Annotated in this window: 19 protein-coding genes and 1 tRNA gene; 13 read left to right on the top strand and 7 right to left on the bottom strand. The window is 60.6% G+C overall.

Annotated elements, in window-relative coordinates; all coding sequences use genetic code 11:
• Window positions 1-93: 93 nt before the first annotated feature.
• Both A9404_RS04880 and fmdA read right to left on the bottom strand, forming a co-directional pair.
• Window positions 94-438 carry an FmdB family zinc ribbon protein gene (locus tag A9404_RS04880; protein ID WP_066099158.1) on the bottom strand — a complete coding sequence of 115 codons (345 nt, stop codon included), beginning with the start codon at window positions 436-438 and terminating at the stop codon, window positions 94-96.
• Between the two features lie 76 nt (window positions 439-514).
• Window positions 515-1,750, bottom strand: a complete 1,236-nt coding sequence (gene fmdA / locus A9404_RS04875; RefSeq protein WP_066099157.1) for a formamidase — start codon at window positions 1,748-1,750, stop codon at window positions 515-517.
• 640 nt (window positions 1,751-2,390) lie between these two features.
• On the opposite strand from fmdA, the gene urtA reads away from it, so the two are divergent.
• The 9 genes from urtA to A9404_RS04830 all read left to right on the top strand — a co-directional run bounded on the left by urtA (window position 2,391) and on the right by A9404_RS04830 (window position 13,044).
• Window positions 2,391-3,635, top strand: a complete 1,245-nt coding sequence (gene urtA / locus A9404_RS04870; RefSeq protein WP_066099156.1) for an urea ABC transporter substrate-binding protein — start codon at window positions 2,391-2,393, stop codon at window positions 3,633-3,635.
• A gap of 93 nt (window positions 3,636-3,728) precedes the next feature.
• Window positions 3,729-4,655, top strand: a complete 927-nt coding sequence (urtB, locus tag A9404_RS04865) for an urea ABC transporter permease subunit UrtB (RefSeq protein ID WP_197490436.1) — start codon at window positions 3,729-3,731, stop codon at window positions 4,653-4,655.
• 18 nt (window positions 4,656-4,673) lie between these two features.
• Window positions 4,674-5,846: an urea ABC transporter permease subunit UrtC gene (urtC, locus tag A9404_RS04860; protein WP_066099155.1), complete on the top strand. Its 1,173-nt coding sequence runs from the start codon at window positions 4,674-4,676 to the stop codon at window positions 5,844-5,846.
• On the top strand, window positions 5,843-6,589 hold the full coding sequence (urtD, locus tag A9404_RS04855; RefSeq protein WP_066099154.1) for an urea ABC transporter ATP-binding protein UrtD: 747 nt from the start codon (window positions 5,843-5,845) through the stop codon (window positions 6,587-6,589). The genes urtC and urtD overlap by 4 nt, the downstream gene beginning before the upstream one ends.
• A gap of 15 nt (window positions 6,590-6,604) precedes the next feature.
• The gene (gene urtE, locus A9404_RS04850) at window positions 6,605-7,297 is read left to right on the top strand and encodes an urea ABC transporter ATP-binding subunit UrtE (protein ID WP_066099153.1); all 693 of its coding nucleotides are present in this window, start codon (window positions 6,605-6,607) and stop codon (window positions 7,295-7,297) included.
• A gap of 168 nt (window positions 7,298-7,465) precedes the next feature.
• The gene (locus tag A9404_RS04845) at window positions 7,466-8,506 is read left to right on the top strand and encodes an aliphatic amidase (RefSeq protein ID WP_066099152.1); all 1,041 of its coding nucleotides are present in this window, start codon (window positions 7,466-7,468) and stop codon (window positions 8,504-8,506) included.
• A gap of 100 nt (window positions 8,507-8,606) precedes the next feature.
• Window positions 8,607-9,977 (top strand): purine-cytosine permease family protein, encoded by a 1,371-nt coding sequence (locus A9404_RS04840; protein ID WP_082922743.1) that lies wholly within the window; start codon window positions 8,607-8,609, stop codon window positions 9,975-9,977.
• Window positions 9,978-9,998: 21 nt separating this feature from the next.
• Window positions 9,999-11,012, top strand: a complete 1,014-nt coding sequence (locus A9404_RS04835) for an alpha/beta fold hydrolase (RefSeq protein WP_066099151.1) — start codon at window positions 9,999-10,001, stop codon at window positions 11,010-11,012.
• Between the two features lie 208 nt (window positions 11,013-11,220).
• The gene (locus tag A9404_RS04830; protein ID WP_197490435.1) at window positions 11,221-13,044 is read left to right on the top strand and encodes a nitric oxide reductase activation protein NorD; all 1,824 of its coding nucleotides are present in this window, start codon (window positions 11,221-11,223) and stop codon (window positions 13,042-13,044) included.
• 69 nt (window positions 13,045-13,113) lie between these two features.
• Here the strand turns inward: A9404_RS04830 and A9404_RS04825 are convergent, their stop codons facing one another.
• Window positions 13,114-13,992 carry a response regulator transcription factor gene (locus A9404_RS04825; RefSeq protein ID WP_066099149.1) on the bottom strand — a complete coding sequence of 293 codons (879 nt, stop codon included), beginning with the start codon at window positions 13,990-13,992 and terminating at the stop codon, window positions 13,114-13,116.
• Window positions 13,973-17,500 carry an ATP-binding protein gene (locus A9404_RS04820; protein ID WP_066099148.1) on the bottom strand — a complete coding sequence of 1,176 codons (3,528 nt, stop codon included), beginning with the start codon at window positions 17,498-17,500 and terminating at the stop codon, window positions 13,973-13,975. Before A9404_RS04820 ends, A9404_RS04825 begins: the two co-directional genes overlap by 20 nt.
• Window positions 17,501-18,049: 549 nt before the next feature.
• On the opposite strand from A9404_RS04820, the gene A9404_RS04815 reads away from it, so the two are divergent.
• Together A9404_RS04815 and A9404_RS04810 are read left to right on the top strand one after the other, a co-directional pair.
• Window positions 18,050-19,723, top strand: coding sequence for a purine-cytosine permease family protein (locus A9404_RS04815; RefSeq protein WP_066099147.1), 1,674 nt, complete (start codon window positions 18,050-18,052; stop codon window positions 19,721-19,723).
• Window positions 19,724-19,916: 193 nt separating this feature from the next.
• Window positions 19,917-21,590 (top strand): sigma-54-dependent Fis family transcriptional regulator, encoded by a 1,674-nt coding sequence (locus tag A9404_RS04810; protein WP_066099146.1) that lies wholly within the window; start codon window positions 19,917-19,919, stop codon window positions 21,588-21,590.
• Between the two features lie 90 nt (window positions 21,591-21,680).
• On the opposite strand, the gene A9404_RS04805 is transcribed toward A9404_RS04810, so the two are convergent.
• Together A9404_RS04805 and rlmD are read right to left on the bottom strand one after the other, a co-directional pair.
• Window positions 21,681-21,771 (bottom strand) — tRNA-Ser (locus A9404_RS04805).
• Between the two features lie 91 nt (window positions 21,772-21,862).
• Window positions 21,863-23,191: a 23S rRNA (uracil(1939)-C(5))-methyltransferase RlmD gene (gene rlmD, locus A9404_RS04800; protein ID WP_066099145.1), complete on the bottom strand. Its 1,329-nt coding sequence runs from the start codon at window positions 23,189-23,191 to the stop codon at window positions 21,863-21,865.
• Window positions 23,192-23,472: 281 nt separating this feature from the next.
• Between rlmD and A9404_RS04795 the strand changes: the two genes are divergently transcribed.
• The gene (locus tag A9404_RS04795; RefSeq protein WP_066099144.1) at window positions 23,473-24,111 is read left to right on the top strand and encodes a hypothetical protein; all 639 of its coding nucleotides are present in this window, start codon (window positions 23,473-23,475) and stop codon (window positions 24,109-24,111) included.
• Between the two features lie 337 nt (window positions 24,112-24,448).
• Here the strand turns inward: A9404_RS04795 and A9404_RS04790 are convergent, their stop codons facing one another.
• Window positions 24,449-25,069, bottom strand: a complete 621-nt coding sequence (locus tag A9404_RS04790; RefSeq protein WP_066099143.1) for a flavin reductase family protein — start codon at window positions 25,067-25,069, stop codon at window positions 24,449-24,451.
• 346 nt (window positions 25,070-25,415) lie between these two features.
• Between A9404_RS04790 and A9404_RS04785 the strand changes: the two genes are divergently transcribed.
• Window positions 25,416-25,742, top strand: a complete 327-nt coding sequence (locus A9404_RS04785; protein ID WP_066099142.1) for a hypothetical protein — start codon at window positions 25,416-25,418, stop codon at window positions 25,740-25,742.
• Window positions 25,743-25,747: the final 5 nt, after the last annotated feature.

The raw sequence follows: 25,747 nt of genomic DNA, 5'->3' as shown, positions 1-25,747 counted from the left end.
AGTTCAAATGCTCCTCATGGGGCGTTTAGGTTTCAGGGTTGCAAAATTTTTGGGAAACAGTCGGCGGTTGGCGTTGGGTGTCGCGGGGCTGCCTCAATGCCCGATCATCCAGGGGCGCTTGCCGGGTTGCATCTTCAGGTGTGGACCTCCTTGCTCTGTTGTCGCGGCCTTGGCGGCGCTGGCTTTGTGGTTGTGGTTGCAGCCCGGGCCGCATTGATGCCGGGCCGTTGATCGGGGTTCATGTGCGCTGCGTTCGTTGATCTGGTGCGCCTTGCGGACGCTGGCCTTCATGTCGTTCAGTCTCGGGGCCGTCAGCAGGATTCGACCGGCTTCATGGCCGCACCACGGGCATTCGCAGGGATCGCGGTATTCCGCCATGGCGCGCATTTGCTCGAACTGGCGTTCGCAGTTTTTGCACTGGTATTCGTAGATGGGCATGGATGCCTCCGTTCGGTATTCGATGGGTCACTGGTCTGCCGGCGCTGAGAAGGGCGCCGCCAGACGCTGCCGACCGCTATTTGTCCGCCCAGTAAGAAACCGGGATGTCCTTGTTGTCCTTGACGGACTTCGTCGGTCCTTCGGCGCAGGGATCGATGTTGAAATCGAAGATGTCCGTCGGCAGGAACAAGGTGGCGCAGACGTTGGGGATGTCGACGATGCCGCTGATGTGGCCCTGAACTGGCGCGGTGCCGAGAATCGAATAGGCCTGGGCGCCGGTGTAACCGAATTTCTTCATGTACTCGATGGCGTTGAGGCAGGCCTGGCGGTAGGAGACGTGCGCGTCCAGATAATGCTGCTTTCCGGATTCGTCGACGGAAATACCCTCGAAAATCAGATGGTTCTGATAGTTCGGTTGCAGCGGACTCGGTTTGAAGATCGGGTTCTTGATGGCGTACTTGGCAACGCCGTCCTTGATCACGTCTACGCGGATATGGATCCAGCCGGCCATTTCGATGGCGCCGCAGAAGGAGATCTCACCATCACCTTGCGAGAAGTGCAGGTCGCCCATGGATAGACCACCGCCCTTGACGTAGACCGGGAAAAAGACCCGGGAACCCTTGGTCAGATCCTTGATGTCGCAGTTGCCGCCATGTTCGCGCGGCGGAACGGTCCGGGCACCTTCCAGCGCCGCGACCTTGGCGGCATCGCCCTTGAGTTGGCCCAAATGGGCGGTCTCGGCGCAGGGGGGGGCGGCAAGCGGCGGAACCCGCTCGGGATCCGTGGCGATCAGGGCGGCTTCGCGCTTGTTCCACTCGGCCAGCAATTCCTTCGACGGCAGGCAACCGATCAGGCCCGGGTGCATGATGCCCGCGAAATTCACGCCCGGAATATGCCGTGAAGAGGTGTAGATGCCATTGAAATCCCAGATCGATTTCCGCGCGTCCGGGTAGTGCTCGGTCAGGAAACCGCCCCCGTTCTCCTTGGCAAACAGTCCGTTGAAGCCCCACTGGAACTGCTCGAGGGTTCCGACGTCGAGAATGTCCACGACCAGCAGGTCGCCCGGTTCGACGCCTTCGACGCCGATCGGGCCGCTGAGGTAGTGGACCTTGGTCAGATCCACATCCCGGACGTCATCGGCCGAGTCGTTGTTGTTGATCTGACCACCGGTCCAGTCCATGCACTCAAGAATGAAATCGTCGCCGGGCTTGACCCAGGCATACATCGGGATATCGGGATGCCAACGATTGTGGATGCAGTCATGGGCTTCCGGGGGTTGTGAAAAATCAATCTTGATCAGTTTTTCCGCCATGGGATCAATCTCCGTCGCATTGGTTGGTGGTCGATTTTCTATTTAGTGGCGTTTCGTTTATCCATTGATTATGAGTAAACGATTTGCGACCGCTTTTTTTGCGTATTCTTGGTCAATAGAATTCGCTGTCGAAGATCTAAGTAGCAGGTACCGTGCCAATCGTTTTTAAGCGCTTTGCTGCTTAATTTGCGCCGAATTTCCCAAGTTGATCTGTCAATGGCACGTGACATTCTGAAAATGTCACGAAATGTAACGCGACAATCTGCGCCAATCGCGTCACGCCACCGGTTGAGCTTGTTTCTGTATACGCAAGATGTTGATTTAAAACGGGTAACATGTTGTATATAAAGAATTATTTATGTTGAGGGTTGCCACGGATCATGCCTGCATGCCCGCGATTCAGGCCTGACTGATCGGGTGTTGGGCGTCCGTAAGTGATTGAGATATCCCGTTGTTCCCGATTCGATGACTTTTCTTTGGGTATTAATCCCTATCGGTATTCGTCTTTGATTTTCTCTCCGTTGGTGTGCGTATTTTCAGTGGCACGGTTTCTGCTTTGTTGTTTGGCGAAGGGATTTTTTCCCTTTGTGTCTTATTCGTAGAAAAACGCCTAGCCGGTGTTAAATCAGGAGCTATCAATATGATTAAGAAAAATCAATCGGGAATTTGGCGCAGTGTGCGCGTGGCCGCTTATGGCCTGACACTGTCTTCGGTATTGCTGGTGTCCTCGGTCTATGCCGGGCCGCCCACCGCCGAAGTGAATACCACCGGTATGGCCGTCACGGACGACACGGTCACGGTCGGCATCCTGCATTCGCTGACCGGCACCATGGCCATCAGTGAAACGGGTGCCCAGCAGGCCGAGAAGCTGGCGATCGAGCAGATCAATGCCCAGGGCGGTGTGCTGGGTCGCAAGATCAAGATCATTCAGGAAGATGGTGCGAGCGACTGGCCGACCTTTGCCGAGAAGGCCAAGAAGCTGCTGGAGGACAACCATGTCGCCGCGATCTTCGGTTGCTGGACCTCCGCTTCCCGCAAGGCGGTATTGCCGGTTCTCGAGCGGGATAACGGTCTGCTGTACTACCCGACCTTCTATGAGGGCCTGGAACAATCCAAGAACGTGATCTACACCGGCCAGGAAGCGACCCAGCAGGTGTTCGCCGGTCTGGACTGGGTGGCCAAGAACAAGCATGCCAAGACCTTCTACCTGATCGGTTCCGACTACATCTGGCCGCGTACGGTCATGAAGCTCGCCCGCAAGTACATCGAAACCGTCCTGCACGGGAAGATCGTCGGTGAGGAATACGCTGCGCTGGGCAGCACCCAGTTCGGTTCCACCATCAACAAGATCCGCCTGAAGAAGCCGGATGTGATCTATGCCGCTGTGGTTGGCGGTTCCAACGTTGCCTGGTTCAAGCAGCTCAAGGCTGCGGGTATTACCGGCAAGAAGCAGACCCTTCTGACCCTGTCCGTTACCGAGGATGAAGCCCAGGGCATCGGCGGCGAGAACCTGCTCGGTTTCTACTCCGCAATGAAGTACTTCCAGTCCCTGGATACGCCGGAGAACAAAACCTTCGTCGCCGACTTCAAGAAGATGTGGGGCGCCAATGCGCCGATCGGCGACGTGACCCAGGCGGCCTACGAGGGTCCGTGGCTCTGGAAGAAGGCGGTCGAGATGGCGGGCAGCTTCGATACCGACAAGGTCGTGAAGGCTGAAGAGAGCGGCAAGATCACCTTCGACGCACCGGAAGGCATGGTCTACCTCGAGCCCAACCACCACCTGAAGACCCGTCTGCGGATCGGTGAGTGGCGTGCCGACGGTCAGGCCGACATCGTCTACACCTCGCCGTACATCATGCCGAATCCGTTCCCCAAGGGTTACTAAGCAGGTAGTCGGGTGTGCGCAGCGCCTCCGGTCGGATTTTCCTGACCGGGGCACTGCCCGCCCTGTAGACAATTTTGCACAGGAGAATCTTCCATGTTGCTTGGTTATTCATGGTCGGATTGGGGGTCCATCCTGGTCATGCAAGGCTTCGCAGGCCTCAGCCTCTTCAGCGTTCTGCTGCTGATGGCCCTGGGGTTGGCGATCATCTTCGGCCAGATGGGCGTAATCAACATGGCTCATGGCGAGTTCATGACCATCGGCGCCTACACGATTTACGTTATCTCGAAGGTCACGGAGCAGTACTTCCCTGCCTTCATGCCCTACTACTTTGTGGTGGCCATCTTCGCGGCCTTCGCGATTGCGTTCATCGTCGGGTATTTCGTCGAATTCATATTGATTCGACACCTGTACAAACGTCCTCTGGACACGCTGCTGGCAACCTGGGGCCTGAGCCTCATCATGCAGCAGATCTTCCGTTCAACCTTTGGTGGTCGCGAAGTCAGCCCGACCCTGCCGGATTGGCTGATGGGTTCCTGGTCGCCGACGCCGAGCATCGACATCCCGATCAACGGGCTGTTCGTGATGGCCATCACCATCCTGGTGACTGCGGCCGTGATCATCTCGCTGTACAAGTCCCGTTGGGGGCTCAAGGTCCGTGCGACCACTCAGAACCGCATGATGGCTGGTGCCGTGGGTATCAATACCCAGAAGGTCGACCGCATGACCTTTGCCGTGGGTTGCGGTGTGGCCGGTGTTGCCGGTGCGGCGTTCACCACCATTGCCTCAACTGGCCCGACCAGTGGCTCGCTCTACATCGTCGACACCTTCCTGGTGGTCGTGTTCGGTGGCGCTGCCAGCCTGCTGGGTACCGTTGCCTCTGCGTTCAGCATCTCGCAGGCACAGTCGATCCTGACGTTCTTCATGACCAACGCGATGGGCAAGGTTGTCACTCTGCTGACCATCATCGTGATCCTCATGCTGCGCCCGGAAGGTCTGTTCGCCAGCAAGGTCCGGAAGTAAGGGGTAGGAGAAAGAACCATGAGTACCTTTTACGAAAGATGGCTTGGCGGCAGACAGGGTGCGCTGGGATTGTTGGTCCTTTCGCTGCTGATCTTTGCGATTCTGCCGCTGTTCCTGGATATCTTCCGACTGAACCTGGTCGGCAAGTACCTGACCTACGCCTTCGCGGCGGTGAGCCTGGTCCTGCTCTGGGGCCATGGCGGCATCCTGAGTCTGGGACAAGGGGTGTTCTTCGGCCTCGGTGGCTACTGCATGGCGATGTTTCTCAAGCTTGAGGCATCCGATCCGATCAGTACCGCCAAGCAGACCACGCCCGGCATTCCGGACTTCATGGACTGGAACCAGGTCACGCAGCTGCCATTATTTTGGGTGCCCTTCCACAGTCTCACGTTCGCGATCATCGCGATCTTCGTGGTGCCGGCGATCTTCGCCTACATCATCGGGGCAGCGATGTTCAAGCGTCGGGTAGGTGGCGTGTACTTCGCGATCATCACCCAGGCGGTCGCGGCGATTCTGACCATCCTCATCGTCGGTCAGCAGGGCTTCACCGGTGGCATCAACGGCATCACCGACCTGAAGACGATGCATGGCTGGGACATCAACACCAATTCGGCCAAGTACATCCTGTACTACGTCAACGGCCTGCTGCTGATCGGTGTGATCCTGCTGAGCAAGTTCGTCATGACGTCCAAGTTCGGGCGCCTGCTGCTGGCGATGCGCGACAAGGAAGACCGTGTGCGTTTCTCCGGCTATGACGTTGCCAACTACAAGATCTTCATCTTTGCCCTCGCGGCGGTGATCTCGGCGATCGGTGGGGCGATGTTCACCCTGCAGGTCGGCTTCATGTCCCCGTCCTTCGTTGGCATCGTGCCCTCGATCGAGATGGTGATCCTGGCGGCTGTCGGTGGTCGGATGTCGCTGATCGGTGCGGTCTACGGCGCGCTGCTGGTCAACTACGGCAAGACCGCATTCTCCGAGTCCTTCCCGCAGTTGTGGCTGTTCCTGATGGGCGGTCTGTTCATCGCCGTCGTGATGTTCTTCCCGAACGGGCTGGCCGGTCTGTATCAGACCTACGTCAAGCCGCACGTCGATGGGTTCCTCGACAAGGTGGGCATCGGTGGCAAGAAAAAGGCTGCTGTGGCCAAAGTGACGGCACCGGCCGTGGCTGAGAAAGAGGAGGCCGCGAAATGAGCAGCAATACCGATTTCGTCCTCGCGATCGAGGACCTCACGGTTTCCTTCGACGGTTTCAAGGCCGTCGACGGACTGACCCTCTACATCGACAAGAACGAGCTTCAGGTCGTGATCGGTCCCAACGGGGCCGGCAAGACCACGGTGCTCGACCTGATCTGCGGCAAGACCAAGGCCACCAGTGGGTCGATCAAGTTCAAGAACCAGGAACTGACCAAGATGGCCGAGCACCAGATCGTTCGTGCCGGCGTCGGACGGAAGTTCCAGAACCCGTCGATCTACGAAAACCTCTCGGTGTTCGAAAACCTGGAGATCTCCTTCCCGCGCGGTCGTAGCGTCTTCGGTGCCTTGATGTTCAAGCGTACCCCGGACGTCGAGGCCCGCATCAAGGAGGTCGCGGACATGATCTTCCTGTCCGATCTGCTGGACATGGAAGCGGGCCTGCTCAGCCACGGGCAGAAGCAGTGGCTTGAGATCGGCATGCTGCTGATCCAGGACCCGGAACTGCTGATGCTGGACGAGCCGGTAGCGGGCATGAGCGTGCGCGAGCGCGAACAGACCGCCGACCTGCTCAACCGGATCTGTCAGGACCGTTCGGTGATCGTGATCGAACACGACATGGAATTCGTCAAGCGCATCGCGCACAAGGTCACCGTTCTGCACCAGGGCAAGATCCTGTCGCAGGGCACCATGGACCACGTGCAGAACGACCCGCGCGTGATCGAAGTCTATCTCGGCCATTAATCGGAGGAACTGGAAATGCTTGAAGTATCAGGACTCTCCGTGAGCTACGGCGAGAGTGAAGTGATCCACGGCATCGACCTGAATGCGAACACCAACGAGACCATTGCGGTCATGGGTCGCAACGGCATGGGCAAGACCACGCTGTTCAAGTCGTTGATCGGTGCGCTCCCGGCTGGTGGCGGCTCCTCGATCAAGGTCGACGGGGTCGACGTGACCAAGATGGCCTCGCACCAACGGGTGGCAAACGGTATCGCCTATGTGCCGCAGGGCCGGATGATCTTTTCCCACATGACCGTGATGGAAAACATCGAGACCGGGCTGGAAACCGCCAAGAGCAAGAAGATTCCCGACGAGATCTTCTCGCTGTTCCCAGTGCTGTTGGAGATGCGTCACCGCAAGGGCGGCAACCTCTCCGGCGGTCAGCAGCAGCAGTTGGCGATTGCCCGTGCGTTGGTCAGCAACCCCAAGGTGCTGCTCCTGGACGAGCCGACCGAGGGTATCCAGCCATCGATCATCAAGGACATCGCCAATGTCCTCAACGAGATCCGCAAGATGCGCGAGATCACCATCATCGTGTCCGAGCAGGTGCTCAGCTTCACGATGGCGGTGGCTGACCGAATCATCGTGATCGACAAGGGCAATTTCATCCACGACGACCTGCGCGAGAACGTCGACACCGAACAGGTCAGCAAATACCTGTCGGTGTAATTCGAAACAGATGGGTGGACGGGGTTCCTCGTTCGCCTGTCAGGGAAGGCAAGGGCGCATCTTGCCGGCCACGAAGGAACAAGCAAGTGACGACCAAGGGACCGGAACGAACCGGGCCACTGGGCCCTTGCACCCGCATGAAACCCACAATGTCAGAGGTAACAGCAAATGAGACATGGTGACATTTCTTCCAGTAGCGACAGCGTTGGCGTCGCGGTCGTCAACTACAAGATGCCGCGCCTGCATACCAAGGCCGAGGTCCTGGACAACGCACGCAAGATTGCCGACATGGTCGTCGGCATGAAACAGGGTCTGCCGGGCATGGACCTGGTGATCTTCCCCGAGTACAGCACCCACGGGATCATGTACGACCCGAAGGAAATGTACGAAACCGCTTCGACCATCCCGGGCGAAGAGACCGACATCTTTTCCGAGGCCTGCCGCAAGGCGAAGACCTGGGGCGTGTTCTCGCTGACCGGCGAGCGTCACGAGGAGCACCCGAACAAGGCCCCGTACAACACGCTTGTGCTGATCAACGATCAGGGCGAGATCGTCCAGAAATACCGCAAGATCATGCCGTGGTGTCCGATCGAAGGCTGGTACCCGGGCGGCAAGACCTACGTCACCGAAGGCCCGAAGGGCCTGATGGTCAGCCTGATCATCTGCGACGACGGCAACTACCCGGAAATCTGGCGTGACTGCGCCATGAAGGGCGCCGAGCTGATCGTCCGCTGCCAGGGCTACATGTATCCGTCCAAGGAGCAGCAGGTCATCGTGGCCAAGGCCATGGCCTGGATGAACAACTCCTACGTGGCCGTCGCTAACGCCACCGGTTTCGACGGCGTCTATTCCTACTTCGGTCACTCCGCGATCGTCGGTTTCGATGGCCGCACGCTGGGCGAGTGTGCCGAAGAAGAATATGGCATCCAGTACGCCGAGCTTTCGGTCTCCCAGATCCGCGACGCGCGCAAGAACTGGCAGAGCCAGAACCACCTCTACAAGCTCCTGCACCGTGGTTACACCGGCCTCACCAATTCCGGCGACGACGTCAACGGCGTCAAGGAATGCCCGTACGAGTTCTATTCCACTTGGGTCAACGATCCGGCCAAGGCGCGCGAGCAGGTCGAGAAGATTACCCGTTCCACTCCCGGGACGGCCGAATGCCCGATCGCAGGTATCCCGAACGAGGAAACCGGCGGGCACAAGTAACCCCGGATCCTCGACACCGTTTTCTCTGACATGAGCCAGTGGCGTGCTGCCAGACGCAACACGCCCAAATCAATTAAACAATTTACGGATAAACGGAATCATGACCCAAGACAACAAAGCCGCTGCTGTAAAAGGGGAGGGCCACCACTATGGTGAGCACCTTGTCGACGAAATTCATCACATCGAGGAAGAAGTAGAACACGCCCTTGGCAAGGAGTACGAGCATACCGCTGTGCCCATGTCGGCGCGCCGCAGCATGTTCTCCGTGAGCATGGTGTGGATGGGCTTTCCGATGATCATCACCGGTGCCATGACGGGCTCGCTGCTGGTTCTCGGCATGGGCTTCAAGGATGCCATGTGGGCGATATTGATCGGAAACCTGATCATGTTCGGTTATGTGGGGCTGCTGGGGCTGCTCGGCACCAAGAAGGGCTTCAACTTCGCGCTGCTTGCCAGCATCGTGTTCGGCCGCAAGGGCTATGCGCTCGCGTCCGGTCTGCTGTCGACGTTGCTGCTCGGCTGGTACGCCGTACAGACGGGTATTGCCGGTGCCTTGTTGAGCAGTTCCTACGACATCAACTACGTCGTGATGACGATCATTGCCGGAGCGCTGTTCATCGGGATCACCTTCATCGGTGTCCGCGGTCTGCACTGGATCGGCATCATTTCCGCGCCGCTGTTCGTCGTGCTTGCATTGTGGGTAGCCATCGACGCCTCCAGCAAGACCACCTTCGATGCCGTCATGGCCTACCCGGGCAACCATCCGGACAAGCTGCTGCCGTTCGGCGTCGGACTGACCATGGTCATCGCGCTGTTCATCGATGCGGGCACCGTGACGCCGGACTTCAACCGCTGGGCGAAGGACAAGAAAAGCTCGCTGGTAGCGACCTTCAGCGCCTTCCCGTTCGCGAACATGATTGCCCTGATCCTCGGTGGCGTCATGACGGCGGCATTGGCCGTGCCGGATGCCAACCCCTTCGGCAAGGACAACATGTTCGGTTACATGATGTCTTCCGGTTCCGGCTTCCTCGTGGTCATCGCCTTCGTGTTCCTGCTGGCGAACCTGGGTTCCGTCTGTTCGCACTGCCTGTATAACGCCTCCACCGGCTGGTCACGCATTCTGCGGAGCGAAATGCGTCTGATGGCCATCGCCCTTGGTGTGATCGGCATCATCGTCGCCGCGACCAACGTCTGGGCCTTTTTCATCCAGTGGTTGAGCCTGCTGGGGATCATCGTGCCGCCCATCGGCGCCATCATCATCGTCGACCAGTATCTCAAGCGACCGGGGTCCGACATCGATGCCGACTGGCGTCCGCTGGCCTTCATCGCCTGGGCAGCCGGCTCGGTGGTCGCCTTCATCGTCGAGAAGGGGATGCCGGGCATGTCCACCGCCATTTCTTCCGCGCTGGTCGGGGGCATCACCTATTGGGTGTTGATGACCGTCTATGCACGCAAAGCCGCCATACGCTGATTATCGGGAGTGATTGATATCATGCAGGATTACAAGATTTTCGAACTGGGTGACGTGGTGCTGCAATCCGGCGCCACGCTTCGCGACGCCAAGTTGGCGTACAAGACCTTCGGTACGCTGAATGCGGCCAAGGACAACGTCATCGTCTATCCCACCTGGTACTCCGGTCAGCACTACGACAACGAGTGGCTGATCGGCCCGGGCATGGCGCTGGATCCGGACAAGTACTTCATCATCATCCCGAACATGCTCGGCAATGGCCTGTCCTCCTCGCCCAGCAACACGCCGGAGCCCTACAACCAGGCGCGCTTCCCAGGTGTCACGTCCTTCGACAACGTCAACCTCCAGCATCGCCTGGTGACCGAGCTGTTCGGCATCGAGAAGATCAAGCTGGTCACCGGCTGGTCGATGGGCGCGCAGCAGACGTTCCAGTGGGGTGCCTCGTTCCCGGACATGGTCGAGCGCATCATGCCGTTCTGCGGCTCGGCCAAGACCTCCGTGCACAACTTCGTGTTCCTCGAGAGCGTCAAGGCAGCCCTGACCGCCGACGCGGCCTGGAACAACGGCTGGTACGACACGCCGCCGAAGAAAGGTTTGCGGGCCATGGCGCGCGTCTATGCCGGTTGGGGTTTTTCCCAGGCCTTCTACCGCGAGAAGCTGTACCTCCAGTACGGCTATTCCTCGCTCGAGGACTTCCTGGTGGCGTTCTGGGAAGGCTTCTTCCTGGTGAAGGATGCCAACAACCTGCTCGCGATGCTGTGGACCTGGCAGCAGGGCGACATCAGCAACAACCCGATCTACAACGGCGATTTCGAGAAGGCATTGGGCGCGATCAAGGCCAAGGCCATCGTCATGCCGGGCCAGACCGACCTGTACTTCCCGCCGGAAGACAACGAGTACGAGGCCAGCAAGATGCCGAACGCCGAATACCGTCCGATTCCGTCGATCTGGGGCCACTTCGCGGGCGGGCCGGGCATGAATAAGGTGGACGTGAAGTTCATCGACGATGCGCTCAAGGAACTGCTGGCCAGTTGAGCCAGCAGGCAGATGCGTCGATCGATCGGAACGCCGTCCGTCGGCATGCCGGTCGTTTGGCGCCGCGCCGCCTCGTGGGCGGCATCCCAGGATGTCCTGTTTGCGAACGATTTCCTGGGATGTTTTCCATCTCCATTTCGGCCGAATCGGCCAGACGATTTCCGGGGAAATGCCCGGTAACGCGCTACGACCAGAATGGTTGGGTGTCATGTCTGAAACGTTAGAACACGACAGTTCGGCCGAGATCGCTACGCCGCCGCGTCTGGCGTTTGGCGACATGCAGCAGCGGCTGCAGCTGTATCTGACCGCACTCTGGGGGCAAACCTTCTCCATGACGGTCAAGCCAGCGCCGGATGCGACGGATGCCCCAGTGAAACCCAGCTTGTCGCGCCGAGAAATCCAGTTCCCGCCCAGCATGCCCGACGCACCGACGCTCGCGGCACATACGGTCTACGTCGCCACGGCCGCCCATGCGGCGGCCCATCTGCAGTTCCCCGGAACGTTCGATACCAAAGAATTGAACGCGCGACAGCGGTTTATGGTCGAGCTTCTGGAGGATGCGCGGGTCGAATATCTGGCCGCCCGACAGTTTCCGGGTCTCAGGCGCTGGTGGCTCGCGCTGCATCCGGTCGAACCGCCGGATCCGGCGCCGTTTCCGGCCCTGATGTGGCGCATCAGTCGTGGTTTGCTGCTGATGGAAGCCTCCGTCGATGACGATTTTCTGGTCCGGAAGGCCATCGCGCTGTTTCTGGAGCGCCGCGATCGCCTGGATGATCCCCTTGTGTCACGGGAAGTGGGGCTGCGCATCGCCCATGATGTCGGGCAGATGCGCCTGTCCATGGACGAGGGGCAGGTGCCGCCCTTGCCGTGTTATCGCGACGACAATCGCCATCTCTGGGTCGAGTCACAACCGATGTCCCTGTCGGAAGAGCCGGCCGACGACCTCACCGAGGCCGTTCAGGCAGGCGCCCGGATGGAAGAGGCCGGTGAAGGTCGACAGCTCGCATTTATCGAATCGGGGCAATCGGGCGGCGGTGCCGAATTCGATTCGGGATTCCGGGTCGAGGCGACTGAGTCGCTGGAGGCATCGCTGGTCTACCACCCGAACCAGGCGGAGGATGCCGTTTCCTCTGTCCGTTATCCCGAGTGGTTTGCCCGTCTGGGGCTCGAGCGAAACGACTGGTGCACGGTACAGGAACGGCTGGCGCCATCAGGCGATGTCGGATGGGCGGAGTCGGTGCTGGCGCGGCATCGGCCCTTACTCGCGAATCTGCGTCGCGTCGTCGGGGCGCTGCACAGTCGGCAACTTGTGCGACAGCGCAAACTGGAGCAGGGGGACGAACTGGATCTGGACGCCGCCCTGCGGTCTCTTGCGGATTTCCGCAATGGCATCGAGCCGGATCCGCGCGTGTTCACGCGGATGCATCCCGAAGAGGGCGAAGCACCGGCATTTTCCCTGCTGCTGGATCTTTCCGAGTCGGTGAATGTGTCGACGGAAGCCGGCGGTCGATCGATCCTGGCCCTGGCCCGCGAGGCGGTCCTGCTGCTGGCGGAAACCGCGACGGATCTGGGGAGCGCACTGTCACTGGCCGGTTTCAATTCCCACGGGCGTCATGAGGTGGACTTCCAACGGGTCAAGGGATTTGACGAGCCCTTCGATGCGGCGGCGAGGAGCCGTCTTGGCGGGTTGTCAGGCCGATATTCCACGCGCATGGGGGCCGCGATCCGTCATGCCACCGAATCCCTGGGTGCCCAACGCACACCGCAACGCATCCTGCTCGTGATCACCGATGGTGAACCTTCGGACATCGATGTGTTCGATCCCGAGCATCTCTTGCTGGACGCCCGATATGCGGTGCTCCAGGCACAGCGTCGCGGGATTCACGTCTTTTGCGTCAGTCTCGATCCGGGTGCGGATCGTTATGTCGCGCGCATCTTCGGACCACGGCATTTCCTCGTGCTGGACAACCTCCGTCATCTGCCCGAGCGGTTGTCGCGGCTGTTCCTGCGTCTGGCGTCCGTGCGCAACTGATCGCCGGGCGGGCAGGGTGGGTGCGGTTCAGGCTCAGGTTCAGGTTCAGGTTCAGGTTCAGGCTCAGGCTCAGGCACTCGTCCGGCTGAGCACCAGGGCGGCGGCCGCCGTGCGCGTTTCCACGCCCAGTTTCTCGAAGACATGTTCCAGATGCTTGTTCACCGTGCGCGGACTGATCTGCATGATTTCGCCGATTTCCCGATTGGTCTTGCCGAGCGTCACCCAGTACAGCGCCTCGGCCTCGCGCGCGGTGAGCTGGAACATCCGGGCGAGCATGTCCGGTTCTGCCTGCGCGGCGTGACGCTGGATGCAGAGCAGCTGAGGTTCGAGCAGGGTGAAGAGCAGACGCTCGCCGTTGTGCCAGAGCGGGTAGGCGCTTTCCCCATCGCGCTCCTTGAGCCATTGACGAATCGCCGAGGGCAGATGGTCGGGGATGTCGACCAGCGGTTGAACCAGGCGTTGGGCGAGCGGCGTGGCCCAGGTGATGGCGAAGTCGGGATCGAAGGCCAGAATGGCTCGACCGGCCGAGTCGATGGCCGAGCGCGTATGCGTGACCAGACGTGCCCGGTGCATGTGGGTGGTGATCCGGGCCAAGAGTTCGTCGATGACGATGGGCTTGGTGACGTAATCGACGCCGCCCGCCTGAAAGCCCTGGATGATGTACTCCGTATCGCTCAGGCCCGTCATGAAGATGACCGGAATGTCCCGGGTGGTCAGGCCTTCCTTCAGCCGACGGCAGGTTTCGAAACCATCCATGCCGGGCATGCGCGCGTCCAGCACGATCACGTCCGGCGGGAGCCGTTGCACGCTGTCGAGCGCACTTTGGCCATCCGTGGCGACCAGCACCATGTACCCCTGGCTCTGCAGGGCTTCATGCAGCATGCGCAGGTTGTCCGGGGCATCGTCAACCAGTAGGACGATGCCGCGCTCAGGTTTGGGTGCGTTCATGTCTGGCTTCCAATTCCTTGAGTTGTCTCAGGTACTCGCCAAGCTGGAACTGCTGGACGGGTACGCGCAGATCGCGTACCAGCGTCGCGAGATCGGGGCGGGCATGTTCCAGTTCGTCGAGTTTGTCAAGAATGCCGCGAATGTACCCCAGTGCGCCCAGTTCATGCAGGGCGCGGATCACCTGTACGCTCGGCAGGTCCTCCAGAGACTCTTCGTCGGCCGTCGGGATTGCGTCCGACTCGTCGGTCGACGGGGGGCGTATCGTCTGGATCGGAGCGAGGGACTCGTCAGGCGCTATGTTCTGATTCACGGTTTGCGTCACGGTCGCGGGCGAGGCGGGATCGGCCGATTCCTGGCCGTTCGTGATCCATTCAAGTTGCAGCTTGTCGCGAATGCGCTGCAGGAGCACCCCGATATCCACCGGTTTGTCGATGAAGTCCTCGGCGGCGATCCCCGCCGTGTTCGGCTTGCCGCGATCGAGCACATCGGCGGAGACGATCAGGATCGGCGCCTCGGAAATGCCGTTGGTGCGCAGCAGTCGGGCGGTTTCCCAGCCATCGATGCCAGTCATGTTGATGTCGAGGATGATCATGTCCGGCTGATGTTCGGCGGCCATGCGCAAGGCCGTGATCCCGGAATCGGCCTGCAGGACCTCGAAGCCGATGGCCGCGAGCACGCTGTGCAGGAATTCGCGGTCGATCTGCTGATCGTCCACGATCAGGATGCGGCGCTTGGGCTCCCGGTAGCCGAGAATGTCGGAAGGGGCTTCCGCCGGCAGGGGCCGCGGGTTGCGCACGGCCGTGAGCAGCAGGCGCAACTGGAATCGGCTGCCGCCGCCGGGACGGGCATGCACCGTGAGTTCCCCGCCCATCAGGGTGGCCAGCATGCTCGCGATGGTCAGGCCCAGGCCGGCGCTGGCGGCCTGTCCCGTCGCATTGCTGCCGCGTTCGAAGGGCAGAAAAATCCGCTTTCGATCCGCTTCGGAGATTCCGATGCCCGTGTCCTCGATTTCGAAGCGCACGGTTTCGCTCCGGTAGGAAATCCGGAAGGTCACATGGCCTTCGTTCGTGAACTTGATGGCGTTGCCGAGGATATTGATGAGCACCTGTCCCAGGCGCTTCTTGTCGACGCGGACCACCGTCGGCAATTCGTCCATGATTTCGAAATTGAAGCGTATGTGCTTTTCGCTGGCCTGCAGGCGGAACATGTCGGCCAACTGGGTCACGAACTGCGGAAAGTCCACTTCCTCCGGTTCGATGGTGAGCTTGCCTGCCTCGATCTTGGCGATGTCCAGCAGACCGTTGATCAATGACACCAGGTGTTCGCCACTGCGGCGGATGACCTTCATTTCGTCCCGTCGCTGGCGCGGCACGGCCGGATCGTGTTCGACGATCTGCGCGTAGCCGAGAATGCTGTTGAGCGGGGTGCGCAGTTCGTGGCTGATGCCGGCAAGATAGCGGCTCTTGGCCTGGTTGGCCCGTTCGGCTTCCTCGATCGCCTTCTGCAGCTGGGCGTCGGTCTTGCGGTGGGCCTCGATTTCGTTCATCAGCAGGTGCGTCTGGCGATTCGACTCGTCCTGTGCCACATAGCGACTCTCCACCGTGAGCACGAGCCACCATCCCCCGACGGCGGCCAGCACCATGAGGGCCACGAACAGCTTGACCAGCAGCCCCTCGAACAAGAGGGCGTCGGTTGCCGAGAGATGATGGGTCTGCTGCCAGTAGATCAGGGAGAGCACGGTGCTCAGGACGCCGGCGACCACCAGCATCAGGAGCAGGTAGTACCCCAATCGGGTATTGATGCGGGCTGCCAGATTGCGGGGTAGCAGGTAGTTCAGCAGGGCGATGAACTGTTCCTGCAGGCCTGCGCCGGGGCGGCACATGTCGTGGCAGCGGGCGTCCAGCGTGCAGCACAGGGAGCAGATGGCGCCGCGGTAGGCCGGGCAGAGCGCCATGTCGTTGGTTTCATAATCCTTTTCGCAGACCACGCAGCGCTGCGTCTGCTTCTTGCCCGTGGGTTCCGGTTCTCGGGCGATGTAGTAGCGACCCTTGGTCAGCCAGGCGATCAGCGGGGCGACGACAAAGGCGGTACCGAGCGCGATGAAAGCCGAAAAGGCCTGCGCCAGAGGGCCGAACACGCCGGTGTAGGCGATGATGGACAGCGTCGAGGCGATCAACAGGGCACCGATGCCCACCGGGTTGATGTCGTACAGATGGGCGCGCTTGAATTCGATGCCCGGGGGGCTCAGTCCGAGCGGTTTGTTGATGATGAGATCCGCCACGATCGCACCGACCCAGCCGATCGCGATGTTCGAGTAGATGCCGAGCACGTCGCCCAGCGCCTCGAACACGCCGACCTCCATCAGCATCAGGGCAATCAGGACGTTGAAGATCAGCCAGATCACGCGACCGGGATGGCTGTGCGTCAGGCGGGCAAAGAAGTTGGACCAGGCGAGCGAGCCGGCATAGGCGTTGGTGACGTTGATCTTGATCTGCGAGATCACCACGAATAACGTGGCCGCCAGTATCACGGCCACCGGGGAGTCGAAGACATAACCGAAGCCCAGTTCGTAGAGCACTGCCGGCTGGACGGCCTGGGCGGAGCTGATCCCAGAACTCAGGGCCAGGTAGGCCAGGAGCCCGCCGGCGAGCAGCTTGACCATGCCCACCGTGATCCAGCCTGGACCGGAAATCAGGATGCCCAGATGCCAGGCCCGCTTGTTCGCTTCGGTTTTCTGGGGCATGAAACGCAGATAGTCGGCCTGTTCGCCGATCTGGGCGATCAGGGCCAGCACCACGCTGGTCGACGCGCCGAAGGCGAGCAGGTTGAACTCGGACACGCCGAGATTGCCACCGAAGGACATGAGCCGGTGAAACGCCTCGGGATCCTTCCAGAGAATGCAGAGATAGGGGAGGACCAGAAACAGCAGCCAGAGCGGCTGGGTCCACATCTGCAGGCGGCTGATTACCGTGATGCCATAGCCGACGAGCGGCAGGACGATCAAGGCGCTGAACAGATAGGACGGCGTCATCGGCACCCCCAGATACAGGTTCAGCGCCTGCGCCATGATTGCCGCCTCGATGGCGAAGAAGATGAAGGTGAACGAGGCGTAGATCAGGGAAGTGATGGTGGATCCGATATAACCGAAACCGGCGCCTCGGGTGAGGAGATCCATGTCGAGATTGTACTTGGCGCCATAGTGCGCGATGGGCAGGCCGGTCAGAAACACCAGAATCGAGGCGGCGAGGCAGGCCCAGAACGTGTTGATGAAGCCGTACTGCACGGTGAGCGCGGCGCCGATCGCCTCAAGGGCCAGGAAAGAGACGGCACCGAAAGCGGTATTTGCCACGCGAAAGACGGACCACTTCCTGAAGTCCTGTGCCGCGTAGCGCAGGGCGTAGTCTTCCAGGGTTTCATTGGCGACCCAGGATTTGTAGTCGCGGCGGATCTTCTTGACCTGCCGCGGCGGGTTCGTGTCGAGGCGGGGAAGTCGGCGCAGTTTCTTCATGGTGTTCTCGCTAGGGGCCGACGTACATGCAGGAATGTCTTCAGGCAGATTCGGCGGCATTCCGGCCAGGTGTGTGCCGATCGACGTTGCCCGGTCATTCCTGTTGCTGATACGCCTCCTTGCTTGCAGGAAACACGCTGGCTGCACTCAGTCGAACTCGATGATGCGACGGACCTCGCGATCCCACTATACGTAATTTGACGTAGTCGCGTGAAGTGCATAAGCCGCATAGCCATAACCCGATTTTCTTCCATTCCCGCTTGATGCGATCCCTATTCGTCAGATGACGTATGTCTGTCTGGAAGGTGGCTTTGTAAGCTGTGTTCCAACGTTGGATCGGAGCGTGTCCAGCGGATTACGACAACGCGGGTAGACAGGGCCGGACGCCCCGATCGTACGCGAACCAGGGACTTTTCGGGAGCCGGAGAAAGGCTGGATTTCGACGCGTGACGCAGGTGCGATCTTGCCCATCGGATCTGTTCTGTTTCGGGCGCATCGGTTTCCAGGTGTAGCACGTTCGTCAAACTTCTTCATCGAGGTCATTGATCCATGAGTACACCCGCATCCGCACTGCCCAAGGGGCGTCAATTCAACAAACTCGTCAGTAATCCGGTGCTTGAGGATTACTCCCTTCGTTATGCGCCATCCTCGTTTCGTACCTGGTCGGAATTCGCCGTGGCCTCCACAGCCCTGGGCGGGATCGCCTATCTGGCCGACCAGGCCATCGGCGGCTCCCTGGCCGTCCAGTTCGGTTTCGCCAATGCCTTCTGGGGGATTCTCGCGGCGGCGCTGATCATCTTTCTGACCGGCATCCCCATCGCCTACTACTCGGCGAAGTACAACGTCGACGTCGATCTGCTCACTCGAGGCGCCGGTTTCGGCTATCTGGGGTCGACGATCACCTCGATCATCTACGCCTCGTTCACGTTCATATTCTTCGCCCTGGAAGGGTCGATCATGGCGCAGGCGTTCGAGATCTATTTCGGCATACCCTTGCCGGTGGGCTACGCCCTGGCATCGCTGATCATCATTCCCCTGGTGGTGTTCGGCATGACGCTGCTCTCCAAGCTGCAGGTCTGGACCCAGCCGATCTGGCTGACCCTGCTGTTCGCGCCGCTGATCGCGGTGCTGATCGGTGATCATCAGGCACTGGCCGACTGGACGTCCTTTGCCGGCAAGTCCACCAGCGGTGCCAGTTTCAACCCGCTGCTGTTCGGGGCCGCCGCCGGCGTGGCGCTCTCCCTGATCGCGCAGATCGGCGAACAGGCCGACTACCTGCGGTTCATGCCGGCCCAGCGCAAGGGGCATAGCTGGAAGTGGTGGCTGGCCGTGATGCTGGCTGGACCGGGCTGGGTCATCCTCGGCGCCAGCAAGCAGTTGATGGGCTCCCTGTTCGCCTCGGTGGCCGTCGCCAACGGCACCACGCTGGACAAGGCCAACGAGCCGATCCAGATGTACATCTCCGGCTTCCACTACATCTTCGGCCATGCCGGCGTCGCACTGACCGTGGCGACCTTTTTCGTGATCCTCTCGCAGATCAAGATCAACGTCACCAACGCCTATTCCGGGTCGCTGTCCTGGTCCAACTTCTTCTCGCGGACCCTGCACAGTCATCCCGGTCGCGTGGTCTGGATCTTCTTCAACGTCGGCATCTCGCTCACGCTGATGGAAGCGAACATGTTCTCGGTGCTGGGCAAGATCCTGGGCTTCTACTCCAACGTCGCCGTGGCCTGGATCGGTGCCGTGGTTGCGGATCTCGTGATTAACAAGCCGCTGCTGAAGCTGAGTCCGTCCTATCTCGAGTTCAAGCGGGCACACCTCTACAACTTCAACCCGGTGGGTTTCGGGGCCATGGTGATCGCCTCCGCGATCTCGATCATGGCGTTCTTCGGCTTCTTCGGCGCCTATGCCCAGGCGTTCTCTGCGTTCATCGCCCTGGGGGTCGCCTTCGTGCTGTCGCCGATCATCGCGCTGGCGACGCAGGGCAAGTACTACATCAGCCGCGATCCGCACTACCACGCCGGGACGCATCACGATGCCGTGAACTGCTCGGTCTGCGGTTTCGAGTACGAGCCGGCCGACATGGCCTGCTGCCCGTTCCATGAGGGGCCGATCTGCTCCTTGTGCTGCTCGCTGGATTCGGCCTGCCACGATGTCTGCAAGACGGAGTCCGTGGCGGCCAATGGCGTGCCGTTGAATGCGTTGCCGGAGCGTTGCGGTTGATCCGGTAGTTATGAACTGCCTGCGGTACGGGTGCAGAAACCCGTGCCGCGGCACTTCCGAAAACGAAGGGGTATCCGTGTTCCATCCTGAACCCGTCTGTGGGTGGCGCTTCGTTTCCGGACCGATTTTTTGATTGGGTCAGGAGTGAGAAAAGAAAGATGAATACGAATTCAATGGATCTATCGGGGGCGCTATGAAACATTTGACGGGGACGCGGGAAGTGAATTCGGCGCTGCTGCTCGAGGTGTCGCGCCTCATGAGCAAGTCGGAGGCGTCGTCTGGCCACAAGATCAGGGGCGTGCTGAGCCTTCTGTCGCGATGGGCGAATCTGCACTACGGGCGGATCATGTTGCCCAATTACGGTCAGCGGGCGCTGGAAGTCGCCTATAGCTACGGGTTGCCGACCGATCGGATCGCTGCCGGAAAATACACCGTACCGTTCGACCAGGGGCTGACCGGATTTGCCTGGCGTACCGGGCAGGTGGCGCTGATCACGGACGTGCTGGACGAGCCTATTTTCATCCAGCGTATCGCCGAACCGATCGAGGGCAGCATGGCCAAGATCGGTTTCATCTGCATTCCGGTCAACATCGACGGGCGGGTATGCGGCGTGCTGTCGATCCAGCGTCGGGCGAACCCGCGCCGATCCTACTCGGAAGATGTCGATTTGCTGCGCATCATCGCCAGCATGATCGGCCCCGTGCTGATGAACATGCGTCACAAGGCGCAGCCCGTCAGCTACCTGCCCGCGCAGCTCGATCACGACGGGGATCGTTTCGTCCGCATGAGCGAATCCAACAGCATCATCGGTTCAAGTCCCAGTCTTTTGTCTGCCGTGAAGGAAATCGATCAGGTCAAGGATAGCGAGGCGCCGATCATGCTGCTCGGGGAGTCGGGCACGGGCAAGGAAATGTTCGCGCGCATGGCGCATCGGGAAAGTCAGCGGCGGGACAAGCCTTTCATCTGCATCAATTGCGCCTCGATTCCCGAAGCGCTCCTGGAGTCCGAACTGTTCGGCCACGAGAAGGGCAGTTTCACGGGCGCGTATCGCCGGCAGAAGGGCAAGATCGAGCAGGCGCACGAGGGCACGCTGTTTCTGGACGAAATCGGCGACATGCCGCTGGATCTCCAGGCCAAGCTTCTGCGGGTGCTCCAGGACAAGGAAATCCAGGCGATCGGCAGCGATCGGCCGCAGCACGTCAATTTCCGGCTGATCACCGCCACCCATGTCAATCTGGCCGAAGCGATCCGCGACGGACGTTTCCGTCTTGATCTGTACTATCGGATCAACGTGATCCCGATCCACCTGCCGGCCTTGCGCAAGCGACCGGAAGACATCGGCTTGCTGGCCCAGCATTTCCTCGATCATTACGCACAACTCTACGACCGCAACGTGAGTTTCACCCAGGGCGTCTACGAGGAGCTGCGCACCTACGCGTGGCCGGGCAATATCCGCCAGTTGCAGAATGTGATCGAGCGTGCCGTCCTGAAGGCGAGCGGCCAGCTGATCGGTGCCGAGCAGATTGGCAGCATCCTGCAGATCGAGCGGAGCATGCATCAGGCCAGCCAGTCGCAGAGCCCGCTGCGTGATGATGCCCGGCCTGTGCTTTCTGCTCGGGAATCTGATCTCTACCAGGCCCGTCATTCGGGCTTTGCGGATCCCGAGCAGGACCCTGGCCGCGAAGAAAGCGCCAAGCGCAGCTACATGCGAATTTGCGATCACGATAGCGAACAGATCCGTGCGGCCCTCATCCGCACATCGGGCAACCAGGCACAGGCCGCGCGCCTGCTGGGGATGACCGCGCGCCAGTTCCGCTATCGTCTGGCGAAACTCGGCCTGAACGAGGAGTTTCAGAGCGTGGCGTGATCCGTCTGCTCAGTTGATTCGAACATGGCGCGGCAGGCATGTCGTCGCCAATAAAAAAGCCCCTGGAAACAGGGGCTTTTTTACGATATCTGGCGGAACGAGAGGGATTCGAACCCTCGATACGGGGTTACCGTATACACACTTTCCAGGCGTGCTCCTTCAACCACTCGGACACCGTTCCAGTTTTGAGGTCGCGGACTTCGGCGTTACCCGGGGCCACGTCTCAACGAGGCGCGGATATTAGCAATCCGGGGCGCGTTTGGCAAACAAACTTATGCCTTCGGATGTTCGAAAACCGCCATGGATTCGATGTGACCGGTATGCGGGAACATGTCCATCACGCCGACGGCGCGCAACCGGTAGCCGTGCTGGTGAACCAGGATATGGGCGTCGCGGGCGAGGGTGCCGGGATGGCAGGAAACGTAGACGATCCGTTTGGGCGCAAACCGCGCGATTTCCGGCATCATCGCTTCGGCGCCGGCTCGGGGCGGATCGAGCAGGACGCGGTCGTAGGTTTGCTGCATCCAGGGATCGCTTCTGTCCGGTTCGAACAGGTTGCCGACGACGTGTTCCGTGTTGGTGATGCCGTTGTTCGCAGCGGATTGCGCGCCGCGTCGCGCCATGGGTTCGTCGAGTTCCACGGCGGTGACATGGGCGGCCTGACGGGCGAGGGGCAGGGTGAAGTTGCCGAGCCCGGCGAAGAGGTCGAGCACTCGGTCCTCGGGCTGCACGTCCAGCCATTGCAGGGCCTGGATGATCATGGCGCGATTGATTTCTCCGTTGACCTGGATGAAGTCCAGCGGATGGAATTCGATGGCGACGTCGAAAGCCGGATGACGATAGATCAGCGGCCGAACCCGGTCCTTGTCGAGCGGGTGCACGCTGTCGGTACCGCCGGGTTGCAGGTAGATGTCGAAGTCTTCCGTTTCGCCGAAGGTCCGGAGTTTTTCCTTGTCGCCGGGACTCAGGGGATCGAGGTGGCGGAACACCAGAGCGACATGGTCGTCCCCGCAGGCGACTTCGATCTGTGCGATCCGGTCGCGGGCATCCAGGGTGTGGATGAACTGACCGATGTCGGTCAGTCGTTCGCCCACCCGCGGATCGAGAACGACACAGCTGTCCAGGTTGGCGAGAAAATGGGTGTGCCGTTCGCGGAACCCCACGAGCACGCGTTCCTTCTTGGCGACGTATTTGACGCCGAGCCGGGCCTTGCGTCGATAGCCCCAGAGGGCGCCGGAGAGCGCGGGTAGGATCGTTTCCGGGGTGACCTTGCCGATGCGCGCCAGGTTGTCGAGCAGCGCCTGCTCTTTCGCGGCGAGTTGCTTGTCGCCCGTGAGATGCTGCATCGAACAGCCGCCGCATTGGTCGATGTGCGGACAGGCTGGCGTGATCCGATCCGGCGAGGGAATATCGACAGCGACGGCATCGCCCTCGTCGAAGTGTTTCTTGCGATTGGTATAGACGAAACGCACGGTTTCGCCGGGCAGGGCGCGGCTGATGAAGGTGGCCTTGCCGTTGATATGGCTGACGCCCCGGCCTTCGAGCGTGAGGGATTCGATTTCGGCAGGGTATTCGCCTTTGGGCAGTTTCGGGAATCGCACGGTGGCAACGGCTCCGCAAGAGGTAATGTGAAAATGATCGGATGGGGCGGTATTGAACCACAGGGACGGGGTGGCGGAAAACGGCCATCACTAACCCGGATGACAGCCACAGACCGCGCAAATCGACGGTGGCTGCTAGCTTTGCCTGAAGGCGGTCTCAATTGTCAGGCATCTGACGATTTGCCGACTGCCAGACTTGTACCGCCGCAAATCACCCCCCCCATATTGAGTGTGGTTTTTTCAATCCGATTCCGGGATATCCGGTCTACTACGCACCGGGCGTGAGCGCCAACTACTTCTTCTACGACGGCTTTTATTGGGTGTTCTGGAACGACAATTGGTATGCGGCTTCCTGGTACAACGGTCCCTGGGTTTACGTTGCGCCAGTGTCGGTGCCCCTGTTCATCCTGCGTGTGCCGGTACGCTACTACCGCTATCCGCCCCTATATTTCCGGGGCTGGCGACCGGATGCCCCGCCGCATTGGGGGGGGCATTGGGGGCCGCAGTGGGAGCGACACCGGGAAGGATGGGATCGCTGGAACCCCGCGGCCGCGCCGCGTCCGGCGCCGTTGTCGCTTTATCAGCGGCAGTATTCCGGGCCGCGCTATCCCCGGTTCGAACAGCAGCAGGAGCTCCGTCGGGAACTGTATGGCTATCAGCCCCATGACCCGGTCGGGCGACAGCTCTATCAGAATCCGAATCGGGCGAGGCCGGAGGAACGACCGCAGCCACGAAGCGTGATTCCGGCGCCGCAACGGGCGCCTATGGAGCGAGATCAGCCCGGATATCCGAATCAATACCGCATGCCGCAGCCGAGTGATCGTCCGGAACAACGGGGATTCGTGCCGGCGCCGCCGCGAATGCCTCAGGATCGGGGCGATCCATATCGGCGCGACGATCGGCCGCGCCCCGTGGCTTAGTCGCCGAACCCATATCAGCGCCCGGAGGATCGTCGCCCGGAGGATCGTCGTCCTGAGCCGCCTCGGGGGTAACAACCCCGACCGCAGTATCAGCAGCCCGGCCAGGGCACAGCCGATCGTCCCCCACAACGGGATTCCGGCCAACGCGGTACGCCGCGGGACAAGGACCGAGAATCGCAACGGGGCCATAGTGATCAACGTCGTGATCAAAGTCGTGATCAACGTCCCGATCGTGACGAACGCGGTCAGCGCTATCCGAACCCCTAGTCCGATTGGCCCAATGGGCTGCCCCGGACCGTCGGGATCGCCCGCTCTGCACCGGGCCTGCGCAGGGTGATCACACCTGCTGTTTCTGCCACTCGGCGTAGGAAACGCGGGCGATGTCGAAGCGATCCGTCGTGTTGCAGTATACGGAGGGGGAGCCGAGTCGGCCGATGGGGGCAAAATCGTGGATATGCATCCGGTCGCCGATCAGGGCATCGTCCACATAGAACCCGACCACTTCTCCGATGACGAGGGTGTTCGCGCCGAGCTGCTGTTCGCTGAACACCCGGCACTCCAGGCTGGCCTTGGCTTCGGCCACGCGGGGCGTCTTTACCTGGACGGAGGGTGCGGTGTGCAGATCGGTTGCCGTCACCTCGCTGAGATCCGCCGGGAAATCTGCCGCGGAAACGTTCATGGCATCGAACAGTTCGGGCGTAACGAGGTTCACCACGAATTCACCGTTGGCGCGAAGATTCCGGAGGGTGTCCTTCGGCTGTCCCGCTTCGTTGAGGCCCGCGCTGAACACGACATATAGCGGATCGCTGCCGACCGCGTTGAAGAAACTGTAGGGGGCAAGATTCACGACACCCTCGGCATTCTGGGTGCTGATCCAGGCGATGGGGCGGGGAATCACGAGGTTGGTCAGCAGCTTGTAGTTGTCCATTTTCGTGTGTTGGGCGGGATCAATGTGCATGCGGTTCTGCTCCGGATTGGTATCAGGGTGAATCAGTGTTTTCCCCGTGCGCCCGGGCTGTGCCGGGCGAGGGGGCATGCTGCCAAGGGTAGTCGATCCGTTCGGTGGATGCATGAGTGCCCCTCACGGTGCACTTCGGCCGGCTGGTGGAGGCGGTTCCAGGTTATGATCCTGCGGAGAAACAGGGAAAGGGCTGGCGAAAGACTCATGGAAAGACTCATGAAAAGCTCGGAGGCGGATGAGACCGTTGGCGTCGGGTCATCCGATTGGGTCAACAACATCGTTTTGCCGAGTTCGTTGCTGCGGTATGTCTGCCCGGAAGGGATCTGGCCAGGAGGGAAATGAGATGTCCGAGACGGATCAAGACACGCATCGCTATTCGGTCGCCTTCAGTGTGTTGTTCTGGTTGTTGTGGCTGCTCGGCGCCGGGATAGGCCTGGTGTATCTGACTTTTGCCGTGATGATTCTGGATGGCGGACAGGCCTGGAGAGCTTCGCTGCTGGGGCCTTGGAATTTGCTGATCAGTATGGCCGAAGGGATCGGTCTGTTTCTCTGTGCCCTGTGGTTTGTTCGGGGGGCAAAATCGGCCACCGAGCTGCTCGGGTGGGTGCTCGTAACGGTACTGGTAATCCCGCTGATCGGGTTTGGCGGCTGCGTCATGAGCGCGCAGTGACCTTT

This window comes from Halothiobacillus diazotrophicus (genome assembly GCF_001663815.1).
GTDB lineage: Bacteria > Pseudomonadota > Gammaproteobacteria > Halothiobacillales > Halothiobacillaceae > Halothiobacillus > Halothiobacillus diazotrophicus.
The sequence above is the reverse complement of the archived record's forward strand: the minus strand, read 5'-3'. Positions and strand labels throughout refer to the sequence as shown.